We start from the raw sequence: 26,949 nt of genomic DNA, 5'->3' as shown, positions 1-26,949 counted from the left end.
ACGCGTCGGCCATCCTGCCAGCCAACCCCCCTCCGGATCGAGGCATTTATCGCGCCGGGAGAGGCACCGGCCGGGCGGTGCGGGCAGCGCGTCCGGACGCCGGGGAGCGCCGGAACCGGCACCCCTCGCCCGCACCACATGAGCACCCTGCCGCTCATAGGGCCGTTCACTCTCCGGTAATCTTCGGCTACCGCTGGAAGTCGGTCGTCCTTTGTGAATTGCTTCACACCTGACCCTTGGCCGCGTCAGGGTCTTCGTGCTGAGATTCGGGTCACGGCTTCCAGCTCGACGGCGCGCTTGGGGAGGGCACTGTGGCGGATACCGCCATGCGGAATTCTGGGTTGTCGGAGGAGCCACGAGGACCACAGGGGCCGGACCCGCAAGGGGACGATCCTCTCGAACGAGCCGTATGGCGACTGCGGTCGCGCGCCTGCTGGGACGACGCCGCCGCGCTCCTCGCCCCGCGCGCCGCCGAGGAGCCGGACGCGGCACTGCGGCGGACGGCGGTGCTGATCGAGCGGTGCGTGTTCACGGCGCAGGGCTGGGGGGCCGCCGAGGACGCGCTGCGCTCCGCGGAGGCGCTCGCCACGGACGACGAGGAGCGCGGCGCGGCGGCCTGCGAGCGGGGGCATCTCGCTTACGCGTCCACCCTTTTGGGCGTACGGGACCGGGCGGACGAGGCCCGTTCCGCACTGGGCCGGGCGGCCGCGCTGCTGGCTCCCGGCTCGCCGACGCGGCCGTTGCTGAACTTCCGGCGGGGGCTCATCGCCCAGCACCTGTCCGAGAACCCCTCCGACGCCACGGCCGCCTTCCAGCGCGCCCACGCGGGGGCGACCGCGCACGGTCAGCGGCTCCTGCTGTCCTTCACCTGGCGGCACGTGGCCGCCATGGCCGAGCACGACGGCAAGCTCGCCGAGGCCCGGTACGGGTTCGCGGAGTCGCTTCGCATAAGGGAAGAGCTGGGCTATCTGGTCGGCATCGCCCCGGCGCTGGCGTCGCTGGCCGCCGTCCTGCCCGACGCGGACGAGGCGGCCCGCCTCCGCGAGGAGGCCCGCCGGCTCGTGCGGCTCCTGGGCGGCGTCCCGGCGTGGCTGGCGGACCGGCTGTCCCCGACGGCGGCACCGGACTGACGCACGCGGCCGTACGGGACCGGGCCGGGCCCTTCGCTCAGCGCGCGCCCGTGAAGTGCCCGGTCACCAGCGCCTCGACCCTCGGCAGGTCGCCCGCCGCCAAGGCGTCGAGCAGGGCCAGGTGTTCGGCCGCGTCCGCGACGAGGCAGGAGGTGCGGACGGCGAGGCCGTGGGCGGCGGGCCACTGCGCGCGGCGGTGGAGCTCCTCGGCGACCGTGACCAGTTGGCGGTTGCCGGAGAGGTCGAGGAGCGCGCGGTGGAAGGCGCGGTCGGCCTCGGCGTAGTGGGCCCGGTCGCCGGTCGCCGCCACGGCGGCGGCCGTCTCGGCGAGCGGCCGCAGGCCGGCCCAGCGCGCCGCCGGAGCGGTGCGGGCCAGGCGGAGCACGGCCGGGACCTCCAGGAGGGCGCGCACCTCGGCGAGTTCGGCGATGTCGCGGGCGGTGCGGCGGGTGACGCGGAAACCGCGGTTGGGGACGACCTCGACGGCGCCTTCGAGGACCAGCTGCTGCATCGCTTCCCTGACGGGCGTCGCGGAGACGCCGAAGCGCTCACCGAGCGCGGGTCCGGAGTAGACCTCGCCGGGTATCAGCTCGCCGCTCAGCAGGGCCCTGCGCAGGGCGTCGAGGATCTGGCCGCGCACGGAGTAGCGCTGCGGCATGCGGCGTGCGGGAGCGGGCCGCGGCGCGGGGACGGCGGCGGGGGCGCCGTACGCGTCCTCGCCGTACGCCTCCTGGCTGTGGACGTGTTCGCCCCTGACGTGGCCGGTCGGCGCGGTGTGCGTGGCGGACGCGATGGCCTGTCCGGGCGCGCCGGTACCGGGCCGCGGCGGCGCGCCGTGGGGTCTGCCCTGCTCCATTGGGGTCCTCCTGTGTCCATCCGAACCATAGGCGGCCGTTCTGACAGTTCAAACCCCGATCCATCCGGGTAAGGTAAGGCTTGCCTGTAAACGATCGCGATTCGGTGGTCCTCGCATGCCTTCCGCCCCGGCTGCCCCGTTCTCGCACGTGCCCCCTCCGTCACCCGCCCGGGAGTGTCCCGTCGGCGACGCGTACGCCCGGCTCGCCGAGGTGTTCCCCCGGCTGACCGTCACCGTGGAGCCGCCCCGGCAGGGGGACGGCTGGGTGACGGCGGCGGGGCTCGCGGCGGGCGGCGACGAGCTCGACGCGTTCCTCGCGTGGGACGACGAGCAGATCCTGCGCGACCACGGGGAGCGGGCCCGCCCGGACGTCGTCGCGAGCTTCGGGCTGCACCGCTACGCCTGGCCGCTCTGCCTGCTCGTGACGGTCCCCTGGTTCCTGTGCCGCCGGGTGGTGCGGCTGCCCGTCGAGGCCGTCTCCTACCACCGGGTCCACGGCCGGATGACGGCCCGGATCACCGAGTTCGCCTGCCTGGCCGACGATCCGGCGGCGGCGCGGCCGGGCGCCCGGGTCGTCGCGGACGAGGAGGCGCTGCGGGCCCGGGTGCGGGAGGCGGTGGCCGAACACCTCGCACCGGTGCTGGCCGCCTTCCGGCCGCGGATGCGGCGCGGCTCGCGCGCCCTGTGGGGCATGGCGACGGACGAACTCGCCGAGGGCCTCTGGCGAATGGGCGGGCTGCTGGGCGAGGAGGGGCGCGCGGAACGGGAGTTGGAGCTGCTGCTGCCGGGGTCCACCCCTCCGTACGCGGGCGGGGCGGCCTTCCGTGCGCTGACCGGACCCACGGGCGAATCCCTGCGGACCCGCGACCGGGCGAGCTGCTGCCTCTTCTACACGCTGCGCCCCGATGACACCTGTCTCACCTGCCCCCGTACCGGGGATGACGTACGAGTAGCACGTATGACCACAAGCTGATTACCTTCACACCACTCGATCGGGTGGAGTGAAGCGAACGCAATTCCCTTTTCGCTGGGCGGCGTTCGAATACTCCCACACCTATCTGTATGCCCTCGGCGTCCATTGGACGGCAGTTGCTCGGAAACCCTTTGGCGAACGGTCCGATTCCGTCAGGATGGCGCGCGAAAGGCCGTACAGCTATGCAAGGGACGCAAGATGAGAGTGACCGATATACCGCTGAATTGGATGCTCCCCAGTGTTGTGGCGCTCGCCGGGGCCGTGGTGGCGGTGACGGTGCTCGCACGCGGCGGCCGCAACGGCGGCGCGGACGACACGGGGGCTCCCACGGATTCCTGGGAGCGCACCGAGGAGCGCAGGCGCCGCAAGGAAGCCATCTACGGCAGCGCCTCGTACGTACTGCTCTTCTGCTGTGCCGCCGTGGCCGCCGCCCTCTCCTTCCACGGGCTGGTGGGCTTCGGCGTGCAGAACCTGGGCCTGACGGGCGGCTGGGAGTATCTGGTGCCCTTCGGTCTCGACGGTGCCGCCATGTTCTGCTCGGTGCTCGCCGTGCGCGAGGCGAGCCACGGTGACGCGGCGCTCGGCTCCCGGCTGCTGGTGTGGACCTTCGCGGGCGCGGCGGCCTGGTTCAACTGGGTGCACGCGCCACGGGGGATGGACCACGCGGGAGCGCCGCAGTTCTTCGCCGGCATGTCCCTCTCGGCCGCGGTGCTCTTCGACCGCGCGCTCAAGCAGACCCGCCGGGCGGCGCTCCGCGAGCAGGGACTCGTGCCCCGCCCACTCCCCCAGATCCGCATAGTCCGGTGGCTGCGCGCCCCCCGCGAGACCTTCGGCGCCTGGTCGCTGATGCTCCTGGAGGGCGTGCGGACGCTGGACGAGGCGGTCGAGGAGGTCCGCGAGGACAAGCGGCAGATGGAGCGGGACCGGGTCAGGCGGCGCGAGGCGGGCAAGCTGGAGCGGGCCCGCATCAAGGCCTACAACCGCCAGCACCGGGGCTGGGGCCGCGCCCGCACCGGACGCCAGGTGGAGGTGACCGGGCCTGCCGTGCCCGCCGCCGCGCAGCCGCCGCAACTCGGCGCGGAGCCTTCCATAGCGGCCGAGGGGCAGCTCCCCGTACGCGCGCGTCCGCTCCAGGCGGTGAGCGGCCCTGATCCGATCGACCTCACCGCCGAGGACGACACCCAGGCCATTCCACGACTCGACTCCCTGGAGGCCAAACTCGCCCAGATCGAGCGACAGTTCGGCTGATCCCCCAAGAGCCCTGGGTCGCCACGCGGCGGTTCAGGGCTCTTGGGCGTCCAGCTCGAACCAGACCGCCTTTCCCACGCCGTGCGGGCGGACGCCCCAGCCGTCCGCGAGGGAGTGCACGAGCAGCAGGCCGCGCCCCGAGGTCGCGGTCTTCTCGATGTCGTACGCCCCGTCCTCCGCACCGCTCTCCCGGCCGTCGCCCGGCCCGCCGCCGGAACGCGCCCCGGGGACGCGCAGGGCCGGGTGCCTCGCGACGAAGTCCCGCACCTCGACCCGCAGTCGGCCCTTGGACCGGGCCTCCGCGTCACCGGTGAGCGTGGCCGTCACCACCGCCGCCCCGTCGGTGTGCACCAGTGCGTTGGTGACCAGCTCGCTCGTCAGCAGCTCGGCCGTGTCCGCGCGCCCCGGTGCGCCCCAGTGCGCCAGCAGCGCGCGCAGCTGTGCCCGCACCTCGCCGACCGCGGTGAGGTCCCGGCGCCCGAGCCGTCTTTCGAAACGCGGCACCGAGGGCGCCCGCGCGTCCTCCCTCTCCGGCCGCCCGTTCCCCGCCCCGCTCGCCGCCATGCCCTCCGCGGCCCTTCCCCGGCCCGCGTGGCCGTCCGCGCCCGCCAAGCTCGCAGTCCGCCGTTTCATCCTTCCCTGTCCCCGACCCCTCCCCGGCGCCCCGGCATCGAACACGCTCACGCACACTCATGACAATGCATGCCCCGGCCCACTGGTGACGACTCCTGTTGACCCATCAACATGGCGATACGACTGGAATGCCGAGTCGTCTCGTGCTGCGCGCGAATATGCCGTCGGCCTGTAGCGGATTAACGTTTTCCGCGCGGCATTCCGTGGTCAGGGGCGCGGTACGTCGCGAAGGCCGGCGCGCGCCATTCGGAGCATCCGGCCGACGCCGCCCAGCCCGATCGCGTGCTGGACGGCTCCTTCTCCTATGAACCCGCGGGACACATGGCTACGCCTCCCAGAGCGCGCACGCGGTCCGGTCGTCGGCGTACCCCGTCACGCGCAGCTGGGCGTCCCCGAGGAAGGCCGCCAGGCCCGGCGGCTCGCCCCCGGACCAGCGGCGGGCGAGCTCCTTGCCCAGCTCGGGCTCGCCACGCAGCGGCTCGGCCAGGCCCGTGCTGCACAGCAGCAGGCTGTCGCCCGGCCGGGCGACGGACGCCCGGAAGCGGAACGGCTCGCCCGGCACCTCGGCCGGTTCGACGGCCGGGGTGATGCCGGGCGTGGGGATGCCCAGGTCGATGGTCATCCGCTCGTCGGGCGTCGTGCCCTGGCCCACGGCGGGTTCGAGGCCCGGGCAGAGCTCCGCGGGATCCGGGTCGAGGTCCTGCCAGGCGCCCTCCCGCAGCCGGAAGAGGCCGCCGGTGCCGACGCCGAAGAAGACGCGCGTACGGCACGCGGGGTCGGCGGTCAGCAGCAGGCAGCGCACAGCGGCGGTGTACTCCTCGGGGCGCAGGCCGAGTTCGGCGGCGCGGGCGCGCAGCCGCCCGTAACTGCGGTCGGTGAGCCGGTGCAGCCCGGACCGCAGCTCGCCGCGGCGCCCGCCGCGGATGTCGTCGGCAAGCCGGGCGTGGCTGCGCCCCACGGCGCCGCCCAGCCAGGCGCAGATGTCCCGTGCCGCGCGGTGCGCCTCACCGGCGGCGCGGGTGCCGCTGGCCATCGCGACGAACAGCAGCGCGCCGTCACCGTCACCGAACCGGGTGGTCAGCAGGGCGTCGCGGCGCGGCTCGCCGCGATAGCGCGCCGAGTCGCCGCGCAGCGAGGTCGCGCGCAGGGTCACCGCGCCGTAGCACGCGCCGTCCAGCACGGTGTCCGGCACGACCTCCGCCAGCTCCCGGGGGTCGCCGGCGGGCCAGGCGGTCGGCTCGGCGTCGTACGTGGGCGGGCGCTCCCCCACGAACTCGGCCGCGCGGGCCGGTTTCCGCCCCTGTCGGGGGACCAGCGGCAGCCGGGGCGCCCGCTCCTCGGGAGGCGCGGGCTGGGGGGAGAAGAGGGTCTCCCAGGGCTGCATGGTCTGCGGGTGCGGGGTGTCGCGGGGCTGGGGCGACTTGGCGGGCGAGAGGGGTTCGCGCGTCCGGCGGGGACCGGAGGACAAGGGGTCGCCGGGCTGCCGGGGGTCGGGGGGCGCGAGGGGGTCGTGCGGCTGCCGGGAGGCGGAGGGGAACAGGGCGTCGCGGGGCGGACGGGAGTCGGAGGACGGGAAGGCCTCGCGGGACGGGCGTGACCCGTTGGACGGGAAGGATCCGCGCGACCGGCGGGGGTCGGAGGGCGGCTCGGGGTCGCGCGAGCGACGTGACGCGGGCGGCGTCTCGTCGGACCGGGACGGCAGCGGCTTCCGCGGGGTTGCCGTCCCGCGCGGCTGCGCGTCACGCGGCCGTTCGCTCCGCGGCGCCGGAAGCGTCGCCCGGCGCTCCGGGCGCGCGGGCCGCGGCTCCTCCGGCTGCTCGGCGTCCGGGGCCGGATCCCCGTGCGGCCCGGTCTCCGGGGCCGGGTCCTGCTCCCGCGGCCGATCGGCTTCCTGGGACGGGGGCGTGTCACGTCCCTGGGGGCTTGCCGGGGACGAGGAGTTCTCGCGGGACTTCGGGGACCACAGGGGCTCCCGCGACTGCGGGGGGCGGGGCGGAAGCGGCCCCTCCCACAGCTCCCGGGGCTCCGGGGCCGGCGGCGGGAGCGGCTCGTCCGGCTGCGGCAGACCGGGGGACGGGAGCGCGTCCCGTACGGGGAGCGGTTCGAGCGGCTCCTCCTGGCGGGGGGACTCCGCGGGGGGAAGCGCCTCGCGTGACGGCGGCACGGACTGCTCCGGCTTGCGGAGCGGTGTTCTGGGCCGCGGGGTGTTCATGGGCCGGGGCGACGGCCGCCGTACGTTCACGGGCCTCGGCGCGCTCGCGGGCCGGGCGACATTGGCCGGCCGCAGGGACTCCGGGAGCTTCACCGGCTTCTCGGTCGGGCCGCTGGGGTCCGCGGGCTCGGGGAGCCGGGGCGGCGGGGCGGGGGCGCGGGGCGGTGGGACCTGCCCCCTGGTATCGGGCGGGGGCACGTCCCTGGTGATCCGCTGCGCGCGGTCCGGCGAGGGGAGCGGGGGCGGGCCCACGGGATCGGGTGGCGGCTGGAGTTCGGGAGGGCCGGGCAGGCCCCGGGTGTGCGGTGCTCCGTAGCCCAGGGACAGCGAGGGGAGCCCTCCCGAGGGGGGAGCCGACCGGCCGGGCGGTTCGGCGCCGCCGAGGTCCCGCGCCGCTCGCGCGGCCCGTCCGGCCTGCTCCGCCTCGGGCACGGCGCCCGTCGCTCTCACGACCGAGGCGACGGAGGTGAAGCGTTCGTCGAGGCTGTCGTCCGCGGCGGCGGAGCCGGTGTCGGGTTGATTCTTGTCGTACAACTCGCCCCACCAGGCGTCCTCTTGGCCGGAGCGTTGATCCCCCTGCTGACTCATGCCCTTATTGTCCACACCTCGGGGCATACGGGAAGAGTGCACGAAGGAACCGCCCACAGGGATGATGGCCGCAGTCGAAACGCGGTTGTGGGGAGGGATGTCGCTTGCTCAGTGCCATAGGTCTGGACGCCGTCCGGGAGACAGGGCGGTGCGGGCAGCCGACGCAACGGCTCGCCGGGAACAGCGCGGTGGAACTGGTGACCGGTTCCCACGCCATTGCCGAACGTCTGTTGCGACTGCGGCTCGCCGCCACCCGCGAGATCTGCACACTGATGGCGGACAGATCGTGGCCCATCGCGGGTGACGCGGTCAACGGCGTGCCCCAGCGCGTAGTTGTCGACCGCAGTGCTCCGGCGCGCGCCGTCGTTCTCGCGCCGGGGTCCGGCCACGGCGGGTCCGCCGCGCGGGTCCGGGCCGTCGGCCGGGTGCCCGCGGAGTTCGTCGTCGCCGACCGCGCGGTCGCGCTGGTGCCGCTGTCCCGGCACGCCGCCGGGCCCGCCGCCCCGGCCGCCCTGGTGGTCCGCCCGGGCGCGCTGCTCACGTCGCTGGCCGACCTCTTCGAGGACGTGTGGCACCAGGCGCTTCCCCTGCGGACAGGCGTGGACGGCGCCCTGTACGAGATCCCGGGGGCGGGGCCGGACACCGTCGATCTGGAGGTGCTCTCCCTGCTGCTCGCCGGCCTGACGGACGCCAGCGTCGCCAAGCAGCTCGGGCTGGGGCTGCGCACGGTGCAGCGGCGGGTCAAGCGGATGATGGAGCTGGCCGGGGTCACCACCCGGCTCCAGCTGGGCTGGCACGCCGCCGAGCGGGGCTGGACGGCGCGGCGCTGACCTGCGCGGGCCCGCTCGTGGACCGCCCCGCGCCGCCGGTGGGGGATTACCGGCCACGCTGGCCACAATCGTCCGGAAGCGGTGCCGCGCGCCTTCCGGCAACCTTGGTCCATGGGGACGTGGCAGCTGGTCCTGGTCGGCCTGGTGATGCTGCTCGGCCTGCTCGGCGTGGTGACCCCGGGGGTGCCGGGGCCGCCGATCGTCTGGGCCGGAGTGCTGTGGTGGTCGATGACCGCGCGGACCGCCCTGGCCTGGGCCGTGCTGGCCGGTGCCACGGGGGTGCTGCTGCTGAACCAGGCCGTGATCTGGCTGCTGCCGCCCCGGCGGCTGAGGGGCGCGGGCATCACCCGCCGCGCCTTTCTGGTGGCCGGTTCGGCCGGGATCGCCGGGTTCTTCCTCGTGCCGCTGCTGGGCGCGGCACTGGGCTTCGTCGCCGGGATCTACGGGGTGGAGCGGCAGCGGCTCGGCGGGCACGGCGAGGCGTGGGCGTCGACGCGGAATGTGATGCGGGCGCTCGGGACGAGCGTCCTGGTCGAACTGTTCGCCTGTCTGCTGGTCGTGGGGGCGTGGATCGGATCGGTACTGCGGGGGTGACCTCCCGCGCCGTCGATTGACAACGCGTCCAGTCCGGTTGACCGGGGTGGTCAAGCGCGTGGTGTCTCCAGAGCGAGCAGCAGCCGCTTGCGCTCCAGCCCGCCCGCGTACCCGGTGAGCGAGCCGTCCGCGCCGATCACCCGGTGACAGGGGCGCAGCACCAGCAGCGGGTTGGCGCCGATCGCGCCGCCCACGGCGCGGACGGCGGCGCGCGGGGCGCCGATGCGGGCGGCCAGTTCGCCGTATGTGGTGGTGGAGCCGTACGGGACGGTGTCGAGCGCGTCCCAGACCCGCTGCCGGAACTCCGTTCCCTGTACGGCGAATTCGAGGTCGAAGTCCTTGGCATCCCCCGCGAAATAGGCCGCGAGCTGTCGTCCGGCCTCCGCGAAGGCGCCGGGGTCGCGCTGCCAGTCCGGCTGCACGGTGGCACCGTTGTGCTGTCCCGGTACGGACAGGGAGACGAGGGCGGTGCCGCCGGGCGCGGTCGCGGAGGGCCTGCCGGTGAGCAGCAGCGGGCCGAGGGGGCTGTCGATCTCGGTGTAGAGCATGGTCAGGCGTCCTTCGGTGCGTCGGTGCGGGGCTCGGCGGTGCGGAGCCGGAGGTGGTGCAGGGCGTACGAGCGCCAGGGGCGCCAGGCCGCGGTGTCCTCGACGGGTATGCCGGTTTCTTCCGTCAGGAAGACGTCGGGGTCGGCGAGCGCCCGCATCCGGATGTGACCGGCGATCCGGGCGTCGACGCCGGGCAGGGCGAGCAGGGCGCGTTCGGCGTCGGCACGGTCCGCGCCCGGGTCGAGCCGGACCGTGCCGTCCGCGAGGGCGGTGGTGAGCGCGCGCAGCGTGCGGCGGGGCGCCGCGGGGATGTCGTCGAGTGCGGCACCGGCGAGGGTGTCGGCGTCGGGGAAGACATGGGTGAGGGCGCCGTCCGGTGCGGCGAGGGGCTTGCCGTACACGGTCACGAGCCCGCCCGCGAGCTCGGCCGCGGCTTCCGCGCTCCTCCCCCGGGCCAGCACGGCGCGCACGGCGAGCTCGTCGCCGTCGGCCGCTCCGGGCGAGCGCAGGCCCGGCCGGGCGTCGACGAGCGGCCGCAGCAGGGGGTCGGCGCGGAGGCGGTCGGCGACGGCGTACGGGTCGGCGTCGAGATCGAAGAGGCGGCGCATCCGCTGGACGGCGGTGGACAGGTCGCGCGGGTCGGACAGGTGCAGGCGGCAGTCGAGCCAGTGGCCGCGGTGCGCCGGGGCGGGTTCGCGGACCTCGGCGACGGCGGTGCCGTACGGGAGCCGCAGGGTGCGGCGGTAGCGGCGGGCACCGGGGGCGCCGCGCGTCTCCTCGACGCCGGGGACGGCGTGCCGCTGGAGGTGGTCGAAGATCTCCCGCGCGGCGTACGGGCCCCGGTGGGTGAGCCGGAGCGGTATGCCGGCCGCGGTGGGCGCGGGGCGGCCCCGGTGGCCCGGGGCACGGCCGCGCAGGGCGGTCGGCGTGCAGGCGTAGATCTCCCGGACGGTGTCGTTGAACTGCCGGACGCTTCCGAACCCCGCCGCGAACGCGATCTCCGTGACCGGCAGGGACGTCGTCGTCAGCAGGATCCGCGCGGTGTGGGCGCGCTGGGCCCGCGCGAGGGCGACCGGGCCCGCGCCGAGCTCCTCGGTGAGCTGGCGGTGGACCTGCCGCGCGCTGTACCCCAGTCGGTCCGCGAGGCCCCCGACGCCCTCGCGGTCCACGACCCCGTCCCCGATCAGGCGCATCGCCCGGCCGACGAGATCGGCCCGTACGTTCCACTCCGCGGACCCGGGCACGGCGTCCGGCCGGCACCTGCGGCAGGCCCGGAACCCGGCGCCCTGCGCGGCGGCGGCCGACGGATGAAAACTCACGTTGACCCGCTTCGGGGTCACCGCGGGACAGCTCGGCCGGCAGTAGATCCCCGTGCTCGCCACGCCGAAGAAGAACTCTCCGTCGAAGCGGGCGTCCCTGCTGCTCACCGCTTGATAACGGGAGTCGTCGAGGGAGGCGGGGGTGTCGTCCATGCGTTCCAGTCTGCGGCATCCGCTGGGTGCGGTCCGGCGGAAATCGGACGCGAGGTTTCGGGCTTGCAGTGCCCCGCCGTTGCCGCCTACGGCGGGAGCGGCCTGCGGCCGCGTCCTCAATTGCCGGACAGGCTGAACTCAGCCCGTCCGGCAATTGAGGACAGTGCGCGAAGCGTGCTTCGGGGTCTGGGGCGGGGCTGGGGAACAAGCGCCCGCCGGGCCGCACCCGAGCACGGTCCCGGGCGGAGCCCGAGCCGCGGAGCCCCGGTCAGCGGCCTCGTTTGCGGGCGGACATCTCGCGGCCTTCGGCCTGCCTCCGCTTCCATTCCCGCCGCATCTCCGCACGGAGCCTCGCATCCGTCCGCGCAGCGATCCGCTCGTTCTCGCGGAGCAGCTTGCGGTAGCTGTCGAGGCGTCGCTGCGGCAGTTCGCCGGAGGTCACGGCCCGAAGGACCGCGCACCCCGGTTCGCCCTGGTGGCCGCAGTCGTGGAAGCGGCAGCCCGCCGCGAGGGCCTCGATCTCGGAGAAGGTCTGCGCGACCCCGCTGTCCGCGTCGTACAGTCCCACCCCGCGCAGGCCCGGGGTGTCGATGAGGACGCCCCCGCCCGGCAGCGGCAGCAGGTTGCGCGTGGTGGTGGTGTGGCGGCCCTTGCCGTCGCTGTCCCGTGTGGCGTGGACGTCCTGGACATCCGCGCCGACCAGGGCGTTGGCGAGCGTGGACTTCCCGGCGCCGGACTGTCCCAGGAGCACGGACGTGCCGCCGGCGAGCGTCGCGGCGAGGGCGTCGACGCCCTCGCCCGTCGCCGCGCTCACCGCCAGGACCCGCGCGCCCGGCGAGACGGTCGCGGTGTCGTCGAGGAGGTGGCCGAGGACGACGGGGTCGGTGACGAGGTCGGCCTTGGTGAGGACGACCACGGGCGCGGCCCCGCTCTCCCAGGCGAGGGTGAGGAACCGCTCGATCCGGCCGAGGTCCAGCTCGACGGCCAGGGAGGAGGCGATCACGGCGTGGTCGACGTTGGCGGCGAGGATCTGACCCTCGGACCGCTGGGAGGAGGTGGAGCGTACGAAGGCGGTACGGCGCGGCAGCAGCGCCCGTACGAACCCCCGGGCGAGGTCGACGGCCGCCCAGTCGCCGGTGCACATGATGCGCAGCGGGTCGCCCGTGGTGACGAGCGCGGTGTCGGCCTGCACGGTCCGTACGCCGTCGTCGTCGGGGACGACGAGGTCGCAGCGGCCGCGGTCGACGCGGACGATCCGGCCGGGCGTCAGACCTTCGGCGGCGTGGGGGGCGAAGCTTTCAGCGAACCCTTCGTCCCAGCCGTAGCGGGCGAGGGGGTGCGGAGCGGTGAGCTCGGACAAGGTGATGGTCCTTCAGGAGGGAGTTGATCAATACCTGCTTCCGTGTGCGGGCAGCGCCCGTGGCCGTGACAGTCATCGGTCCTCACCTCCTGTTTCTGCACCTTGTGTGCGACGCGATCGTATGCACCGCGGGGCGACGCCCGCCATTGGTTTTCCGCCCGGAGGGACGGACCGGAGAGACAGAGGTGCAAGGGCGGGGCTAGTGGCCGCCGTTCGGCCTGGCGTGTTTGCCCGGAGAGTCCGTCTTGGCGTGTTTCGGGCGGTGTTCCGGGCGCTGGATGCGCGAGCGCACGTCCTCCGGCGGCAGGAACTGCGCCCAGCGCTCGGGGAATTCCGACGGCGGTTCCCGGTCCTGGCCCACGACGCCTTCCTCCACCTCGTCGTCGAGGTCCTCCTCCAGCCCCGCCTCCAGCGCCCGGGCGGCCCGCTCCGCGGCCTCGCGGGCCAGCGCGGCCGCGCGCAGCCGGTCGACCTCCGCGCGGGCACCGGCCGTCGCGACGGACGGCCAGACCCGGTCTATCGCGGCGTTCACCGCGGCACCGACGAGGACGGCGAAGGCCGAGACGCCGATCCACAGCAGGACGGCCACGGGCGCGGCGAGCGACCCGTAGATGGTGAGGCCCTCCACGGTGTGGGTGAGGTAGATGCGCAGCAGGAGGCTGCCGATCACCCACATGGTGAGGGCGACCAGCGCGCCCGGGATGTCCTCCCGCCAGGGCGAACGGACCGGCACGGACACGTGGTAGAGCGTGGTGAGGAAGGCGATGGAGAGCAGGATCAGGACGGGCCAGTAGAGGAAGCGGACGAGGTCCGCGCTCCAGGGCACGACGTTCACCACCTCGTCGGGACCGGCCACCATCAGCGGCAGGACCACCGCCCCGATGAGCAGGGCGACCACGTAGAGGAGGAAGGCCAGCAGCCGCGTCCGGACGATGCCGCGCTTGCCCTCCAGCCCGTACATGATGGTGATCGTCTCGACGAAGACGTTCACGGCCCGGGAGCCGGACCACAGGGCGATGGCGAAGCCGAGCGAGATGACGTCGGGGCGGCCCTTGGTGACGTCCTGGAGCAGGGGTTTGGCGATCTCGGTGACGCCCTTGTCGCTGAGGACGGTCGCCGACGCCTTGAGGATGTTCTCCTGGATGGAACCGATGGTGTTGGTGCCGGTCCAGTCGTCGAGATAGCCGAGCAGGCCGAGGAGTCCGAGCAGCAGGGGCGGCAGGGACAGCAGACTGAAGAAGGCCGCCTCGGCGGCCAGTCCGGTGACGCGGTACTCGACGCAGGAGTTGACGGTGTCCTTGAGGAGCAGCCACGCCATCCTGCGTTTCGAGACATTTCGGTACAGGACCCTGGCCCTGTGGAGTCGGCCGTTCCGCCGACCCGATCGTTCGTTTGCTGCCTGCACCCTCTAACCGTATCGGCCCTGGCCAGGTTGGTTCGCACCGTGGCCGGGCGGCGCCCCCGAGGGGCGCGGCGGCGGTGGGGACCCGGGCGGAGGGTGATGCTGCGCCGACTCGGCACCACCCTCCGGCCGCTCGTCGCAAGCTTCCGCCCGCGCGCCGCCGGACCGCAACGGTTGCATGGAGTTGCAATCCTGCGGATGCCCCGACATGCGGGGCCCCGCGGCGGCACCATGGCAACGTGAACCGCGGAACCATCGATGCGCGTCTGCTGCCGGCCGTCCGCGAGGCATGCCTCGGTGACGGTGAACCTCCCGCTCCGCCCCGCCCGGTGATCGGGGACTCCTGGCGCCGGGCGCTGCTCCACGGCCTCGATCCGGACCACGGCGCCGCGATCCCTCCCCCGCTGCCGGTGGAGGAGGTCGAGCACCGGCGGCACACCTCGCAGTTGGGCGGGTTGCTGCCGCAGCTCCGCGAGGGGCTGGGCACGTTCGTGGACGTGGAGCGGCAGCTGCTGGTCGTCACGGACGGCGAGGGCCGGGTGCTGTGGCGCGAGGGGAGCCGGGGGACGCTCCGCAGCGCCGACCGGCTGGAGTTCGCCGTGGGCGCCGCGTGGACCGAGGAGCGGGTGGGCACCAACGGCATCGGCACGGCGCTGGTGGAGCGCCGGCCGGTGCAGGTGCACTCCGCGGAGCACTTCGTACGGACCCACCACTCCTGGACGTGCGCGGCGGCTCCCCTGCACGACCCGCGCGACGGGCGGCTGCTGGGCGTCGTGAACGTCAGCGGTCCGGCACCCGCCTTCAACCCGGCGACGCTTCCGCTGGTGACCGCCGTCGCCAAGGTCGCCGAGGGGGAACTGCGCGCCCGGCACTGGGAGTCCGTGGAGCGGCTGCGTTCGGTGGCCGCGCCGATGCTCTCGCGCCTCGGCGGGCGGGCACTGGCCATCGATCGGGAGGGCTGGATCGCGGCGGTGACCGGGGCGGTGCCGGTGGGCCGGGTCGCGCTGCCCAAGTCCGTGCAGCCGGGGCTGGTGTGGCTGCCGTCGCTCGGGCTGTGCTCCCTCGAACCGCTGCCGGACGGCTGGCTGGTGCGGGTGGCGGAGACCCCGCACCCGGACGACCGGCCGAATCGCGTGGTGCTCGACCTGCGGCGCGCCCGCGACTGGACGGTGACGGTCTCGGGCGCGGCGGGCCAGTGGTCGCAGGAGCTGAGCCCGCGCCACGCGGAGCTGTTGTACGTCCTGGCGCTGCACCCTGCGGGGCGGACGGCCGCGGAGCTGGCGGCGGACCTGTTCGGCGACCCGACGCGCACGGTGACCGTACGGGCGGAGATGTCGCGGATGCGGCGCACGCTGGGCGGGGTGCTGGGGCATCGCCCGTACCGGTTCGCGGACGGCGTCGACGTGCGGCTGCTGTCGCCGGGGCGCCCGGGCGAGCTGCTCCCGGGGTCGACGGCACCGGCTGTCCTCGCCGCGCGCGGGCAGGCGCCGCCGCGCTGACCGCGGGCGTGTGATGGGGTGAGCGGCATGAGCCATCGCACCCTCGCCGTGACCACCTGGTCCCTGGAGCAGACCGCGCCGGGCGATCTCGTGTCCGCGCCCGCACCCGACACGTCCGCCGGGGTCCGGATCGCCCGGGCCGAAGTGCCCTCGCCCGAGTTCAGCCGCTTCCTCTACACCGCCGTGGGCGGGGACAACACCTGGACCGACCGGCTGGGCTGGACGTACGGGCAGTGGCGGGCGTTCCTGGAGCGGCCCGGGGTGGAGACGTGGGTGGCGTACGACCACGGGACCCCGGCCGGCTACATCGAGCTGGACGCGCAGGACGACGGCGCGGTGGAGATCAGCTACTTCGGTCTGCTCCCGGCGTTCCGGGGCCGCCGGATCGGCGGGCACCTGCTGTCGTACGGGACGGCGCGGGCGTGGGATCTCGCCGAGCGGTGGCCGGGGGTGGCGCGCACGAAGCGGGTGTGGGTGCACACGTGCTCTTTGGACGGCGCTCATGCGCTGGCCAACTATTCGCGGCGTGGGTTCCGGTTGTTCGACACGACGGTGGCCGACGAGCCGGTCGCCGACGACCCGGGCCCCTGGCCGGGGGCGCACGGCTGACCCGCCGCGGTTTCTTTTCCCCAGCCCCGCTCCTTCCCGGCTGCATCCGATATGCGGCTCCGCCGCGTGAGGGGGCTCCGCCCCCAGACCCCCGGGGTGCGCAAATCCAGCCCGTCCGGCGATTGAGGACGCTCCCGCAGGGAGCTCCCGCCGCAGGCGGCAACCAATCCGCACCCATCCCACATACCGAGACCCAAACTTCCGCCATACGGACAACGGTGGACTCGCCCGAGAAGGCCGTGCCACGCTTCCGTCATGTCCCGCGCCGGAGTTGCCTTGGTGAGTCGACGTCACGTCGACCTCGGCCGCATGTCCAGCGCCATCTGTCCGGCGCGCTGACAGCCTCAGCACCGCCGCACCCCGCCAGCTCCCGCACCCCGCGCCGCTCCCCGGCGCGCTGGGCCTTTTCGGCATACGCGCAGGTCAGCAGGGCCCGTCTCAGGATCTTGGGCCGTCGGCCGCCGTCGCGCCCCCGAGCGCCACCCCCAGAAGGACAGATCGCCATGGCTGCCACCTCGGAACCGCCCGCCGCCGCCACGTCCCGCCGCAAGGCCGGCCGCCACCGCGGCGAGGGACAGTGGGCCGTCGGCCACTTCACTCCGCTCAACGCCAATGAGCAGTTCAAGAAGGACGACGACGGTCTCAATGTACGGACACGCATCGAGACGATCTACTCCAAGTCCGGCTTCGACTCGATCGACCCCGGCGACCTGCGCGGACGGATGCGCTGGTGGGGGCTCTACACCCAGCGCAAGCCCGGGATCGACGGGGGGAAGACCGCGATCCTGGAGCCGGAGGAGCTGGACGACAAGCACTTCATGATGCGGGTCCGCATCGACGGCGGGCGGCTCACCGTCGCCCAGCTGCGGGCCATCGGCGAGGTGTCGGAGCGGTACGCGCGGGGCACGGCCGACATCACCGACCGGCAGAACATCCAGCTGCACTGGGTCCGTATCGAGGACGTGCCCGCCATCTGGGACACGCTGGAAGCGGTCGGGCTGTCCACCACCGAGGCGTGCGGGGACTGCCCCCGCGTGATCATCGGCTCGCCGGTGGCGGGGATAGCCGCCGACGAGATCATCGACGGCACGCCCGCGGTGGACGAGATCCACGACCGCTACATCGGCAGCAAGGAATTCTCCAACCTGCCGCGGAAGTTCAAGACCGCGGTGTCCGGCTCGCCCGTGCAGGACGTCGTGCACGAGATCAACGACATCGCGTTCGTCGGTGTGGACCACCCCGAGCACGGGCCCGGCTTCGACGTCTGGGTGGGCGGCGGGCTGTCGACCAACCCCCGGCTCGCCGAACGGCTCGGCGCCTGGGTGCCGCTGGACGAGGTGGCCGACGTCTGGGCCGGTGTCGTGGGCATCTTCCGCGACTACGGCTACCGCAGGCTCCGCACCCGCGCCCGGCTGAAGTTCCTGATGGCGGACTGGGGGCCGGAGAGGTTCCGCCGGGTGCTGGAGGAGGAGTACCTGGAGCGCAAGCTGCTCGACGGACCCCCGCCCGGGCAGCCCGCCTCGCGCTGGCGCGACCACGTGGGCGTGCACCGGCAGCGGGACGGCCGCTTCTACGTGGGCTTCGCACCGCGCGTCGGCCGGGTGGACGGCGCCACCCTCACCAAGATCGCCGAACTCGCCGCCGCCCACGGCAGCGACCGGCTGCGGACCACCGTCGAGCAGAAGATGCTGATCCTCGACGTGGCGGCCGACCGGGTCGACTCCCTCGTCGCCGGGCTGGAGGCGCTGGACTTCCAGGTGCGGCCGTCGCCGTTCCGGCGCGGGACGATGGCCTGCACCGGCATCGAGTTCTGCAAGCTGGCCATCGTGGAGACCAAGGCGCGCGGCGCCTCGCTCATCGACGAGCTGGAGCGCAGGATGCCGGACTTCGAGGAGCCGGTCACGATCAACATCAACGGCTGCCCCAACGCGTGCGCCCGCATCCAGACCGCGGACATCGGTCTCAAGGGCCAGCTGGTGCTGGACGCGGACGGCAAGCAGGTCGAGGGCTTCCAGGTCCATCTCGGCGGCGCGCTGGGCCTGGAGGCCGGTTTCGGCCGCAAGGTCCGCGGGCTCAAGGTGACCTCCGCCGAACTGCCGGACTACGTCGAGCGCGTCCTCACCCGGTTCGCGGAACAGCGCGAGGAGGGCGAGCGGTTCGCGTCCTGGGTCGGACGCGCCGGGGAGGCGGACCTGTCATGAGCGAGCGGGCCGCCCCCTTCTACTGCCCCTACTGCGGTGACGAGGACCTGCGCCCCTCCGAGGAGGGCCACGGCGCCTGGGAATGCGGAATGTGCAACCGTGCGTTCCGACTCTCGTTCCTCGGGCTGCTGGCCAAGGGCCTGGCACCCGGACACCGTGAAGGGGACAGCACATGACCGACACGACAGATCTGCGCGGGCTCGCCGAACGGGCGGGCCGCGAACTGGAGGACGCCTCGGCGTCCGACATCCTGAGCTGGGCGGCCGACACCTTCGGCGCGCGGTTCTGCGTCACCTCCTCCATGGAGGACGCGGTCGTCGCCCATCTCGCCTCGCGCGTACGGCCGGGCGTCGACGTCCTCTTCCTCGACACCGGCTACCACTTCCCCGAGACCATCGGCACCCGGGACGCGGTGGCGGCGGTCATGGACGTCAACGTCGTCACGCTCACGCCGGACCGCAGCGTCGCGGAGCAGGACGCCGAGTACGGTCCCGCGCTGCACGACCGCGACCCCGACCTGTGCTGCGCGCTGCGGAAGGTCGCCCCACTGGCGAACGGCCTGGTCAACTATGACGCCTGGGCTACCGGCCTGCGCCGCGACGAGTCGCCGACCCGCGCGAATACGCCGGTCGTCGGCTGGGACGAACGGCGCGGTAAGGTGAAGATCGCTCCGGTGGCCCGCTGGACGCAGGACGATGTGGACCGGTATGTCGCCGAACACGGCGTGCTCACCAACCCGTTGTTGATGGACGGCTATGCCTCCGTCGGCTGCGCGCCCTGCACCAGCCGGGTCGCCGCCGGAGAGAACGCGCGCGTCGGCCGCTGGGCGGGCCGCGCCAAGACGGAGTGCGGGCTGCACGGATGACCGGACACGGGGAGCACGTTATGAACGGGGCCACGATCTGGCTCACCGGCCTGCCGAGCGCGGGCAAGACGACCATCGCCCACGCGCTCGCCGGGCGGCTGCGCGGCGAGGGCCACCGGGTGGAGGTGCTCGACGGCGACGAGATCCGTGAATTCCTCTCCGCGGAGCTGGGCTTCTCCCGGGCGGACCGGGACACCAATGTGCAGCGGATCGGCTTCGTCGCCCAACTGCTCGCGGCGCACGGTGTGAAGGTCCTGGTGCCGGTCATCGCCCCGTACGCGGACTCGCGCGAGGCGGTCCGCAAGCGTCACCTGGAACAGGGCACCGGCTACGTGGAGGTGCACGTGGCGACGCCGGTGGAGGTGTGCTCCGTAAGGGACGTGAAGGGCCTGTACGCGAAGCAGGCCGCCGGGGAGATAGCCGGGCTGACCGGCGTGGACGACCCCTACGAGGAGCCGGCCGACCCGGACCTCCGCATCCGGGCGCACGAGCAGAGCGTCGAGGAGTCGGCAGCGGCTCTGCACGCCCTGCTGAGCGAGAGGGGACTGGCATGACCGGGATACCCGATGACAGCCTCTACGCGCTGTCGCACCTGGACGTCCTGGAATCCGAAGCGGTGCATATATTCCGTGAGGTGGCGGGCGAGTTCGAGCGGCCGGTGATCCTGTTCTCCGGCGGCAAGGACTCCATCGTGATGCTGCACCTGGCGCTGAAGGCATTCGCGCCCGCGCCGGTGCCGTTCGCCCTGCTGCACGTGGACACCGGGCACAACTTCCCCGAGGTGCTGGAGTACCGCGACCGCACGGTGGCCGAGCACGGACTGCGGCTGCACGTGGCGTCGGTACAGGACTTCATCGACGACGGCCGGCTGCGGGAGCGCCCGGACGGCACCCGCAATCCCCTCCAGACCGCGCCGCTGCTCGACGCGATCGAACGGAACCGCTTCGACGCGGTGTTCGGCGGCGGGCGGCGCGACGAGGAGAAGGCCCGCGCCAAGGAACGCGTCTTCTCCCTGCGCGACGAATTCGGCGGCTGGGACCCGCGGCGCCAGCGGCCCGAGCTGTGGAACCTCTACAACGGGAGGCACGCTCCCGGCGAGCACGTCCGCGTCTTCCCGCTGTCCAACTGGACCGAGCTGGACGTGTGGCAGTACATCGCCCGCGAGAAGATCGAACTCCCCGAGATCTACTTCGCCCATGAGCGCGAGGTCTTCTCACGCAACGGCATGTGGCTGACCGCGGGCGAGTGGGGCGGCCCCAAGGACACCGAGCCGGTGGAGACGCGCCGGGTGCGCTACCGCACGGTGGGCGACATGTCCTGCACCGGCGCGGTCGACTCCGACGCCGTGACCATCGAGGACGTCATCACCGAGATCGCCGTGTCCCGGCTGACCGAGCGGGGCGCGACGCGTGCCGACGACAAGCTGTCGGAAGCCGCGATGGAAGACCGTAAGCGCGAGGGGTACTTCTAGCCATGACAGTGATCGACTCCATGACCGACACGGCCATGGCCGCCACCTCACTGCTGCGTTTCGCGACGGCGGGTTCCGTGGACGACGGCAAGTCGACTCTGGTCGGCCGGCTGCTGCACGACTCCAAGTCCGTCCTGGCCGACCAGCTCGAGGCCGTCGAGGACGCCTCCCGCCGGCGCGGCCAGGACACACCCGACCTCGCCCTCCTCACCGACGGGCTGCGGGCGGAGCGCGAGCAGGGCATCACGATCGACGTCGCGTACCGCTACTTCGCCACCTCCCGGCGCCGGTTCATCCTCGCCGACACCCCCGGCCACGTGCAGTACACCCGCAACATGGTCACCGGCGCCTCCACCGCCGAGCTCGCCGTGGTCCTGGTCGACGCCCGCAACGGCGTCGTCGAGCAGACCCGCCGCCACGCCGCCGTCGCCGCCCTCCTGCGCGTCCCCCACGTGGTACTGGCCGTCAACAAGATGGACCTCGCCGACTACGCCGAGCCCGTCTTCGCCGCCATCGCCGCCGAGTTCACCTCCTACGCCGCCTCCCTCGGCATCCCCGACGTCACCGCCATTCCCATCTCCGCACTCGCCGGCGACAACGTCGTCGAACCCTCCGCACACATGGACTGGTACGGCGGCCCCACCGTCCTCGAACACCTCGAGACCGTCCCCACCGGCCACGACCCCTCCACCGACCCCGCACGCCTCCCCGTCCAGTACGTGATCCGCCCGCAGTCCCCCGAACACCCCGACTACCGCGGCTACGCCGGCCAGATCGCCTCCGGCGTGCTCCGCGTCGGCGAACCCGTGACCGTGCTGCCCTCGGGCCGCACCAGCACCATCGCCGGGATCGACGCCCTGGGCCGCGCCACCGACACCGCCTGGGCACCCCAGTCCGTGACCGTCACCCTCACCGACGACATCGACGTCTCCCGCGGCGACACCATCGCCCCCACCACCGGCGCCCCCACAGTCACCCAGGACGTCCAGGCCACCGTCTGCCACGTCGCCGACCGCCCCCTGACCCCCGGCCAGCGCGTCCTGCTCAAACACACCACCCGCACCGTCAAAGCAGTCGTCAAGGCCATCCCCTCCCGCCTGACCCTCGACGACCTCTCCCAGCACCCCGACCCCGGACAGCTCACCACCAACGACATCGGCCGCATCACCCTCCGCACCGCCGAACCCCTCGCCCTCGACACCTACACCGACTCCCGCCACACCGGCTCCTTCCTCCTCATCGACCCCGCCGACGGCACCACCCTCGCCGCCGGCATGGCCGGGGAGGCGTTCGGCGGCAGCCGGGGCGGCATCGGCCGATGTGCCGGCCGATGACCGTGTTTCCGCCGTTTCCCCGTCCCCGAAGACCCGCAGCACCGCCGGGCGTGTCCTAGCCGTACGCCCGGTCCGTCGAGAGGAACCGCCCCGTGCCTGCCGCCGCTCGTCCCGCCGCCCGCCGCCTCGCCGCGGCAGCTGCCGCCGTCCCCCTGCTGATCGGCGCACTCGGCGCCTGTGGTTACGGCTCGCAGAAGGACTCCGGGAGCTCCCCGGGCAACGCCGACAAGAGCACCACGGCCCGGGGCAAGGCGCTCTCGGCCGACACCGTCAGGATCGGCTACTTCCCCAACATCACCCATGCCACGCCGCTGGTGGGCGACCACGAGGGGATCATCCAGAAGGAGCTCGGCGGCACCAAGGTCCGCACGACGACCTTCAACGCGGGCCCGTCCGAGATCGAGGCGCTCAACGCGGGCTCGATCGACATCGGCTGGATCGGCCCGTCCCCGGCCATCAACGGGTATGTGAAGTCCAAGGGCAAGAGCCTGCGGATCGTCTCCGGCTCCGCGTCCGGCGGGGTGAAGCTGGTCGTCGACCCCAAGAAGATCTCTTCCCTGGACGACGTCCGGGGCAAGCGGATCGCGACGCCGCAGAAGGGCAACACCCAGGACGTGGCGTTCCTCAACTGGATCGCCGAGCAGGGCTGGAAGGTCGACCCGCAGACCGGCAAGGGTGACGTCTCCGTGGTCCGCACCGACAACAAGGTGACCCCGGACGCCTTCAAGTCCGGTTCCGTCGACGGCGCGTGGGTGCCCGAGCCGACGGCCTCGAAGCTGGTCTCCGAGGGCGGGAAGGTGCTGCTGGACGAGTCCTCGCTGTGGCCGGACAAGAAGTTCGTGATCACCAATGTGGTCGTGTCGCAGAAGTTCCTCGACCAGCACCCCGACGTGGTCGAGGCCGTGCTGCGCGGCTCGGTGAAGACCAACGCCTGGATCACGGCGAATCCGGACAAGGCCGAGGCGTCCGCGAACGCGGCGCTCAAGCAGCTCTCCGGCAAGGCACTGCCCCCGGAGGTGCTCGACCCCGCCTGGAAGAGCATCGAGGTCACCGACGACCCGCTGGCCGCGACCCTGGACGCGGAGGCGGCGCACGCCGTCAAGGCCGGACTGCTGGACAAGCCGGACCTGTCCGGCATCTACGACCTGACCATCCTCAACAAGGTCCTCAAGGCCGAGGGCAGGCCCGCGGTCGACGCCGCGAAGCTCGGCAAGCAGTAGCAGTCGTTCACCACCGCCCAGACCCAGGAGGTGACCGGATGGCCCCGGCACTCACCACCGACCCGTCCGGTACGGCCGTCGTCGACGACGACATACCGGCGGCCGTCCGGATCGACCACGTGCACAAGAGCTTCGGCCGCGCGGGCGCGGCCCAGCCCGTGCTGGACGACATCACCCTCGACGTGCGCCCCGGCGAGTTCGTCTGCCTGCTGGGGGCGTCCGGCTGCGGCAAGTCGACGCTGCTGAACCTGGTCGCCGGTCTTGACCGGCCCACCGCGGGCACCATCGAGGTGCCCGGCGGCCGCCCCGCCCTGATGTTCCAGGAGCACGCCCTCTTCCCCTGGCTGACCGCCGGCCGGAACATCGAACTCGCCCTGCGGCTGCGCGGGGTGGCAAGGGCCGAGCGGCGCCCGGAGGCGGAGCGGCTGCTGGAGCTCGTACGGCTCGACGGCGCGTACGGCAAGCGGGTGCACGAGCTGTCGGGCGGGATGCGGCAGCGCGTCGCGCTCGCCCGGGCGCTCGCGCAGGACAGCCGGCTGCTGCTGATGGACGAGCCGTTCGCCGCGCTCGACGCGATCACCCGGGACGTGCTCCACCACGAGCTGACCCGCATCTGGTCCGAGACACAGCTTTCGGTCCTCTTCGTCACCCACAACGTCCGTGAGGCGGTGCGCCTCGCGCAGCGGGTGGTGCTGCTGTCCTCCCGGCCCGGCCGGGTGGCGCGGGAGTGGACCGTCGGCATCCCGCAGCCGCGCCGGATCGAGGACGCGGCCGTCGCGGACCTGTCCGTGGAGATCACCGAAGAACTGCGTGGGGAGATCCGCCGCCATGGCAAGCACTGACACCTCGCCGCAGGCGGAGTCGCAGGACCTCGCCGGTCTGGAGGCGGGGCTCGACGCCCTGGACTCCGTCCGGGTCGAGCGCACGCCCTTCACCCAGGTCCTGCTGCACAAGGTGCTGCCGCCGGCCGTCGCCGTCGTGCTCGTGCTGGCCGTCTGGAAGGTCCTGGTCCTCGCGCACGTCACCGACGACTACAAGCTGCCCGACCCGTCGGCGGTCTGGCACAGCCTCCATGAGCTGTGGCTGCGCGGCACGCTCCTCGACATCGTCTGGACGAGCGTCTCGCGCGGGCTGCTCGGCTTCCTCGCCGCGCTCGTGCTCGGCACCCCGCTCGGGCTGCTGGTCGCGCGGGTGCGGTTCGTCCGCGCGGCCCTCGGCCCGATCCTGTCCGGGCTGCAGTCGCTGCCGTCCGTGGCCTGGGTGCCCGCAGCGGTGATCTGGCTGGGCATCACGGACTCGGCGATGTACGCGGTGATCCTGCTGGGCGCCGTGCCGTCCATCGCCAACGGCCTGGTCTCCGGCATCGACCAGGTGCCACCGCTGTATCTGCGGGCGGGGCGCACCCTCGGTGCCACCGGTGCCCGCGGCGCCTGGCACATCCTGCTGCCCGCCGCCCTGCCCGGCTACATCGCCGGGCTCAAGCAGGGCTGGGCCTTCTCCTGGCGTTCCCTGATGGCCGCCGAACTCATCGCCTCGTCGCCCGACCTGGGCCTCGGCCTCGGGCAGTACCTGGAGAACGCCCGTACCGACTCCGACATGCCCGGCGTCCTGCTCGGCATCCTCCTCATCCTCTTCGTCGGCATCGCGATCGACCTGATCGTCTTCAGCCCGCTGGAGCGCAGGGTGCTGCGCAGCCGCGGCCTGGCGGCGGCGGCCCGGTAGGGACCGGGCCATGGTCCTGCTCCTCGTCGCCCACGGCAGCCGCGACCCCCGCCACGCGGCGACGGTCTCCGCGCTCCGGGGGCGGCTGGCGGCCGCCCGGCCGGAGCTGCGGGTCGAGGTGGGCTATCTGGACTTCTGCGTGCCGAGCGTGCCGCGGGTGCTGGAGCGGCTCGCGGCGGAGGGCGTGCGGGAGGTGGTCGCACTCCCTCTGCTGCTGACGCGCGCCTTCCATGCCCGGACCGACATCCCGGGTGTCCTGCGCGAGGCGACGGCCGCGCTGCCCGGGCTGCGCGTGTGCCAGGCCGGGGTGCTCGGCCCGTCACCGCTGCTGACCGCGACGCTCGAACGGCGGCTGTACGAAGCCGGGGTGCGCCCCGGCGACCGGCGCTCGACCGGGGTGGTCCTGGCGGCCGCCGGCTCCTCCGACCCGGAGGCGGGCGCGGTGATCGCGGGTGTCGCGCGGGAATGGGAGCGCGCGGCGGGCTGGTTCGCGGTGCGCCCGGCCTTCGCGTCCGCGGTCCCCCCGAGCGTGGAGGACGCGGTACGGGCCCTGCGCGCGGCGGGCGCCCACCGGGTGGCCGTGGCCCCGTACGTCATCGCTCCGGGCCGCCTGCCGGACCGCATCGCGCGGGAGGCGCGCCTGGCCGACGCCTTGGGTGACGTGCTGGGGGCGGCGGACGAGCTGGTGTCGCTGGCGCTGCGCCGCTACGACGAGGCGGTGGCCGCGCGGCTGATGGGCACGGGCAGCGCCGGGGCTCCGCCCCGGATCCGACATGACAAACCGCAACCGGCCGTCGCGCCCCGTGGGGGTGGGGAACGACGGCCGGCGTGAAGCAGGGAACGGCGAGCCTTACTGAACGATCTTCAGCAGCTTGTTCGGCGTGCCCGCGCCCGGGTTGGAGATCTTGTCCGGGGTGGCACCCTGCACGAGCGCTGTGGAGACCTGCTCGGGCGTGGCGTCCTGGTGACCGCTCAGGTAGACCGCGGCGGCACCCGCGACATGCGGGGTGGCCATGGACGTACCGGAGATGGTCTTCGTGCCGGAGTCGCTGTCGTTCCAGTCGGAGGTGATGTCCGAGCCGGGGGCGTAGAGGTCGACGACACTGCCGAAGTTGGAGAAGTCGGACTGCTCGTCGTCCTTGGTCGAGGAGGCCACGGTGATGGCCTCCTTCACCCGGGCCGGGGAGCCCTGGCCGGCGTCCGTGGACTCGTTGCCCGCCGCGACGGCGAAGGTGATGCCGGAGGCGATCGCCTTCTGCACGGCCGCGTCCAGAGCCTCGTCCGCGCCGCCGCCGAGGCTCATGTTGGCCACCGAGGGGCCCTTGTGGTTCTTGGTGACCCAGTCGATGCCCGCGACGACCTGCTCGGTGGAGCCGGAGCCCTGGCCGTCCAGGACCTTGACGGCCACGACCTTGGCCTTCTTGGCGACGCCGTGCTCAGTTCCGGCGATGGTGCCCGCGACGTGGGTGCCGTGGCCGTTGTCGTCCTCGGCCTTGTCGCTCTTGTCGACGGCGTTGAAGCCGTAGGAGGCGCGCCCGCCGAAGTCCTTGTGGCTGATGCGCACGCCGGTGTCGATGACGTACGCGGTGACGCCCTCGCCCGCGCTGTCCGGGTAGGTGTACTTGCCGTCGCCCTTGGTCTCGGTCTGGTCGATCCGGTCCAGGCCCCAGGAGGGCGGGTTCTCCTGGGTGGCGTTGACGGTGAAGCGGTGGTTCTGGACGACCTTGTCGACGGCCGGGTCGGCGGCGAGCCGCTTCGCCTCGGTCTCGTCGAGGCCGCTGGCGGAGAAGCCGTGGACGGCCGAGTCGTACGTACGGTTGAGCTTGCCGCCGTAGCGTGCGGCGAGGTCCTTGCCCTTCGCCGAGACGGACTTGGCTCCGGCGCCCTGGGCGCTCGCGCCGTCCTTCAGCAGGACGATGTAGCTGCCGTCCACGGAGCCCTTGGCGCCGGCGCCGTAGACGGTGCCCTCTGCGGGGGCGGGAGCGGCACCGGCGGGCAGGGCCAGCAGCGTGATTCCGGCCGTGACGGCCGTCGCGGCGGATATCGCCAGAACGAGCCGCCGCTTGCCGGCGCGCTTGTGAGTTGCCATGACGAGGTTTCCTCCTCGTGCGGATGTGGGGGGATTGCGCGTGGGGCGCAATCGCCCGAAGTGACGGAAGCCATCGCTCCGGGCGCTTCGAAA

General features: G+C 73.3%; 26 protein-coding genes. 18 read left to right on the top strand and 8 right to left on the bottom strand.

Going from position 1 to position 26,949, the window contains the following annotated elements; all coding sequences use genetic code 11:
- Window positions 1-326: 326 nt before the first annotated feature.
- Window positions 327-1,130 (top strand): hypothetical protein, encoded by an 804-nt coding sequence (locus DXZ73_RS32190; protein WP_116216008.1) that lies wholly within the window; start codon window positions 327-329, stop codon window positions 1,128-1,130.
- A gap of 37 nt (window positions 1,131-1,167) precedes the next feature.
- On the opposite strand, the gene DXZ73_RS32185 is transcribed toward DXZ73_RS32190, so the two are convergent.
- The gene (locus DXZ73_RS32185; RefSeq protein ID WP_116214488.1) at window positions 1,168-1,986 is read right to left on the bottom strand and encodes a GntR family transcriptional regulator; all 819 of its coding nucleotides are present in this window, start codon (window positions 1,984-1,986) and stop codon (window positions 1,168-1,170) included.
- A gap of 115 nt (window positions 1,987-2,101) precedes the next feature.
- Between DXZ73_RS32185 and DXZ73_RS32180 the strand changes: the two genes are divergently transcribed.
- On the top strand, window positions 2,102-2,959 hold the full coding sequence (locus DXZ73_RS32180) for a (2Fe-2S)-binding protein (RefSeq protein ID WP_116214487.1): 858 nt from the start codon (window positions 2,102-2,104) through the stop codon (window positions 2,957-2,959).
- Window positions 2,960-3,157: 198 nt separating this feature from the next.
- Complete coding sequence (locus DXZ73_RS32175) at window positions 3,158-4,207, top strand: DUF2637 domain-containing protein (RefSeq protein WP_116214486.1); 1,050 nt, start codon at window positions 3,158-3,160, stop codon at window positions 4,205-4,207.
- A 33-nt stretch (window positions 4,208-4,240) separates the two neighbouring features.
- On the opposite strand, the gene DXZ73_RS32170 is transcribed toward DXZ73_RS32175, so the two are convergent.
- A complete protein-coding gene (locus DXZ73_RS32170; RefSeq protein ID WP_116214485.1) occupies window positions 4,241-4,840 on the bottom strand; it encodes an ATP-binding protein in 600 nt (199 codons plus the stop codon).
- 325 nt (window positions 4,841-5,165) lie between these two features.
- Window positions 5,166-7,640 carry a protein phosphatase 2C domain-containing protein gene (locus tag DXZ73_RS32165; protein WP_116214484.1) on the bottom strand — a complete coding sequence of 825 codons (2,475 nt, stop codon included), beginning with the start codon at window positions 7,638-7,640 and terminating at the stop codon, window positions 5,166-5,168.
- Window positions 7,641-7,744: 104 nt separating this feature from the next.
- Between DXZ73_RS32165 and DXZ73_RS32160 the strand changes: the two genes are divergently transcribed.
- Window positions 7,745-8,470 (top strand): helix-turn-helix transcriptional regulator, encoded by a 726-nt coding sequence (locus DXZ73_RS32160; protein ID WP_162890402.1) that lies wholly within the window; start codon window positions 7,745-7,747, stop codon window positions 8,468-8,470.
- Between the two features lie 111 nt (window positions 8,471-8,581).
- Complete coding sequence (locus tag DXZ73_RS32155; protein WP_116214482.1) at window positions 8,582-9,064, top strand: DUF456 domain-containing protein; 483 nt, start codon at window positions 8,582-8,584, stop codon at window positions 9,062-9,064.
- Window positions 9,065-9,114: 50 nt separating this feature from the next.
- Here the strand turns inward: DXZ73_RS32155 and DXZ73_RS32150 are convergent, their stop codons facing one another.
- The 4 genes from DXZ73_RS32150 to DXZ73_RS32135 all read right to left on the bottom strand — a co-directional run bounded on the left by DXZ73_RS32150 (window position 9,115) and on the right by DXZ73_RS32135 (window position 13,849).
- On the bottom strand, window positions 9,115-9,612 hold the full coding sequence (locus tag DXZ73_RS32150) for a methylated-DNA--[protein]-cysteine S-methyltransferase (protein WP_116214481.1): 498 nt from the start codon (window positions 9,610-9,612) through the stop codon (window positions 9,115-9,117).
- Window positions 9,613-9,614: 2 nt separating this feature from the next.
- Window positions 9,615-11,084 carry a DNA-3-methyladenine glycosylase 2 family protein gene (locus tag DXZ73_RS32145; RefSeq protein WP_116214480.1) on the bottom strand — a complete coding sequence of 490 codons (1,470 nt, stop codon included), beginning with the start codon at window positions 11,082-11,084 and terminating at the stop codon, window positions 9,615-9,617.
- Window positions 11,085-11,352: 268 nt separating this feature from the next.
- Window positions 11,353-12,444 carry a ribosome small subunit-dependent GTPase A gene (gene rsgA / locus DXZ73_RS32140; protein WP_425315883.1) on the bottom strand — a complete coding sequence of 364 codons (1,092 nt, stop codon included), beginning with the start codon at window positions 12,442-12,444 and terminating at the stop codon, window positions 11,353-11,355.
- Window positions 12,445-12,643: 199 nt separating this feature from the next.
- On the bottom strand, window positions 12,644-13,849 hold the full coding sequence (locus tag DXZ73_RS32135) for a YihY/virulence factor BrkB family protein (protein ID WP_116214478.1): 1,206 nt from the start codon (window positions 13,847-13,849) through the stop codon (window positions 12,644-12,646).
- A gap of 236 nt (window positions 13,850-14,085) precedes the next feature.
- Here DXZ73_RS32135 and DXZ73_RS32130 point away from each other — a divergent pair, with 236 nt between their 5' ends.
- The 13 genes from DXZ73_RS32130 to DXZ73_RS32075 all read left to right on the top strand — a co-directional run bounded on the left by DXZ73_RS32130 (window position 14,086) and on the right by DXZ73_RS32075 (window position 25,599).
- Window positions 14,086-15,345, top strand: coding sequence for a helix-turn-helix domain-containing protein (locus DXZ73_RS32130; RefSeq protein WP_116214477.1), 1,260 nt, complete (start codon window positions 14,086-14,088; stop codon window positions 15,343-15,345).
- Window positions 15,346-15,372: 27 nt separating this feature from the next.
- A complete protein-coding gene (locus DXZ73_RS32125) occupies window positions 15,373-15,954 on the top strand; it encodes a GNAT family N-acetyltransferase (RefSeq protein WP_116214476.1) in 582 nt (193 codons plus the stop codon).
- A gap of 255 nt (window positions 15,955-16,209) precedes the next feature.
- Entirely contained in the window at window positions 16,210-16,293 is an 84-nt protein-coding gene (locus tag DXZ73_RS40675) for a putative leader peptide (protein ID WP_356458947.1), read from the top strand.
- Window positions 16,294-16,457: 164 nt separating this feature from the next.
- Window positions 16,458-18,155, top strand: a complete 1,698-nt coding sequence (locus DXZ73_RS32120; protein ID WP_116214475.1) for a nitrite/sulfite reductase — start codon at window positions 16,458-16,460, stop codon at window positions 18,153-18,155.
- Window positions 18,152-18,331 carry a hypothetical protein gene (locus DXZ73_RS32115; RefSeq protein ID WP_116214474.1) on the top strand — a complete coding sequence of 60 codons (180 nt, stop codon included), beginning with the start codon at window positions 18,152-18,154 and terminating at the stop codon, window positions 18,329-18,331. The genes DXZ73_RS32120 and DXZ73_RS32115 overlap by 4 nt, the downstream gene beginning before the upstream one ends.
- Complete coding sequence (locus tag DXZ73_RS32110) at window positions 18,328-19,020, top strand: phosphoadenylyl-sulfate reductase (protein ID WP_116214473.1); 693 nt, start codon at window positions 18,328-18,330, stop codon at window positions 19,018-19,020. Before DXZ73_RS32115 ends, DXZ73_RS32110 begins: the two co-directional genes overlap by 4 nt.
- A gap of 20 nt (window positions 19,021-19,040) precedes the next feature.
- Window positions 19,041-19,574 (top strand): adenylyl-sulfate kinase, encoded by a 534-nt coding sequence (gene cysC, locus DXZ73_RS32105; protein ID WP_116214472.1) that lies wholly within the window; start codon window positions 19,041-19,043, stop codon window positions 19,572-19,574.
- Window positions 19,571-20,491: a sulfate adenylyltransferase subunit CysD gene (gene cysD, locus DXZ73_RS32100; RefSeq protein ID WP_116214471.1), complete on the top strand. Its 921-nt coding sequence runs from the start codon at window positions 19,571-19,573 to the stop codon at window positions 20,489-20,491. Before cysC ends, cysD begins: the two co-directional genes overlap by 4 nt.
- 2 nt (window positions 20,492-20,493) lie before the next feature.
- Window positions 20,494-21,825 carry a sulfate adenylyltransferase subunit 1 gene (locus DXZ73_RS32095; RefSeq protein WP_425315882.1) on the top strand — a complete coding sequence of 444 codons (1,332 nt, stop codon included), beginning with the start codon at window positions 20,494-20,496 and terminating at the stop codon, window positions 21,823-21,825.
- Between the two features lie 92 nt (window positions 21,826-21,917).
- A complete protein-coding gene (locus tag DXZ73_RS32090) occupies window positions 21,918-23,045 on the top strand; it encodes an aliphatic sulfonate ABC transporter substrate-binding protein (protein ID WP_116214470.1) in 1,128 nt (375 codons plus the stop codon).
- A 38-nt stretch (window positions 23,046-23,083) separates the two neighbouring features.
- Window positions 23,084-23,887: an ABC transporter ATP-binding protein gene (locus DXZ73_RS32085; RefSeq protein ID WP_116214469.1), complete on the top strand. Its 804-nt coding sequence runs from the start codon at window positions 23,084-23,086 to the stop codon at window positions 23,885-23,887.
- Window positions 23,874-24,767: an ABC transporter permease gene (locus tag DXZ73_RS32080; protein WP_116214468.1), complete on the top strand. Its 894-nt coding sequence runs from the start codon at window positions 23,874-23,876 to the stop codon at window positions 24,765-24,767. The genes DXZ73_RS32085 and DXZ73_RS32080 overlap by 14 nt, the downstream gene beginning before the upstream one ends.
- 10 nt (window positions 24,768-24,777) lie before the next feature.
- On the top strand, window positions 24,778-25,599 hold the full coding sequence (locus DXZ73_RS32075) for a sirohydrochlorin chelatase (RefSeq protein WP_116214467.1): 822 nt from the start codon (window positions 24,778-24,780) through the stop codon (window positions 25,597-25,599).
- Between the two features lie 18 nt (window positions 25,600-25,617).
- Here the strand turns inward: DXZ73_RS32075 and DXZ73_RS32070 are convergent, their stop codons facing one another.
- Window positions 25,618-26,856, bottom strand: coding sequence for a S8 family peptidase (locus tag DXZ73_RS32070; protein WP_116214466.1), 1,239 nt, complete (start codon window positions 26,854-26,856; stop codon window positions 25,618-25,620).
- Window positions 26,857-26,949: the final 93 nt, after the last annotated feature.

The sequence above is a fragment of the Streptoverticillium olivoreticuli subsp. olivoreticuli genome, from assembly GCF_003391135.1.
GTDB classification, from domain to species: Bacteria; Actinomycetota; Actinomycetes; order Streptomycetales; family Streptomycetaceae; genus Streptomyces; species Streptomyces blastmyceticus.
The sequence above is the reverse complement of the archived record's forward strand: the minus strand, read 5'-3'. Positions and strand labels throughout refer to the sequence as shown.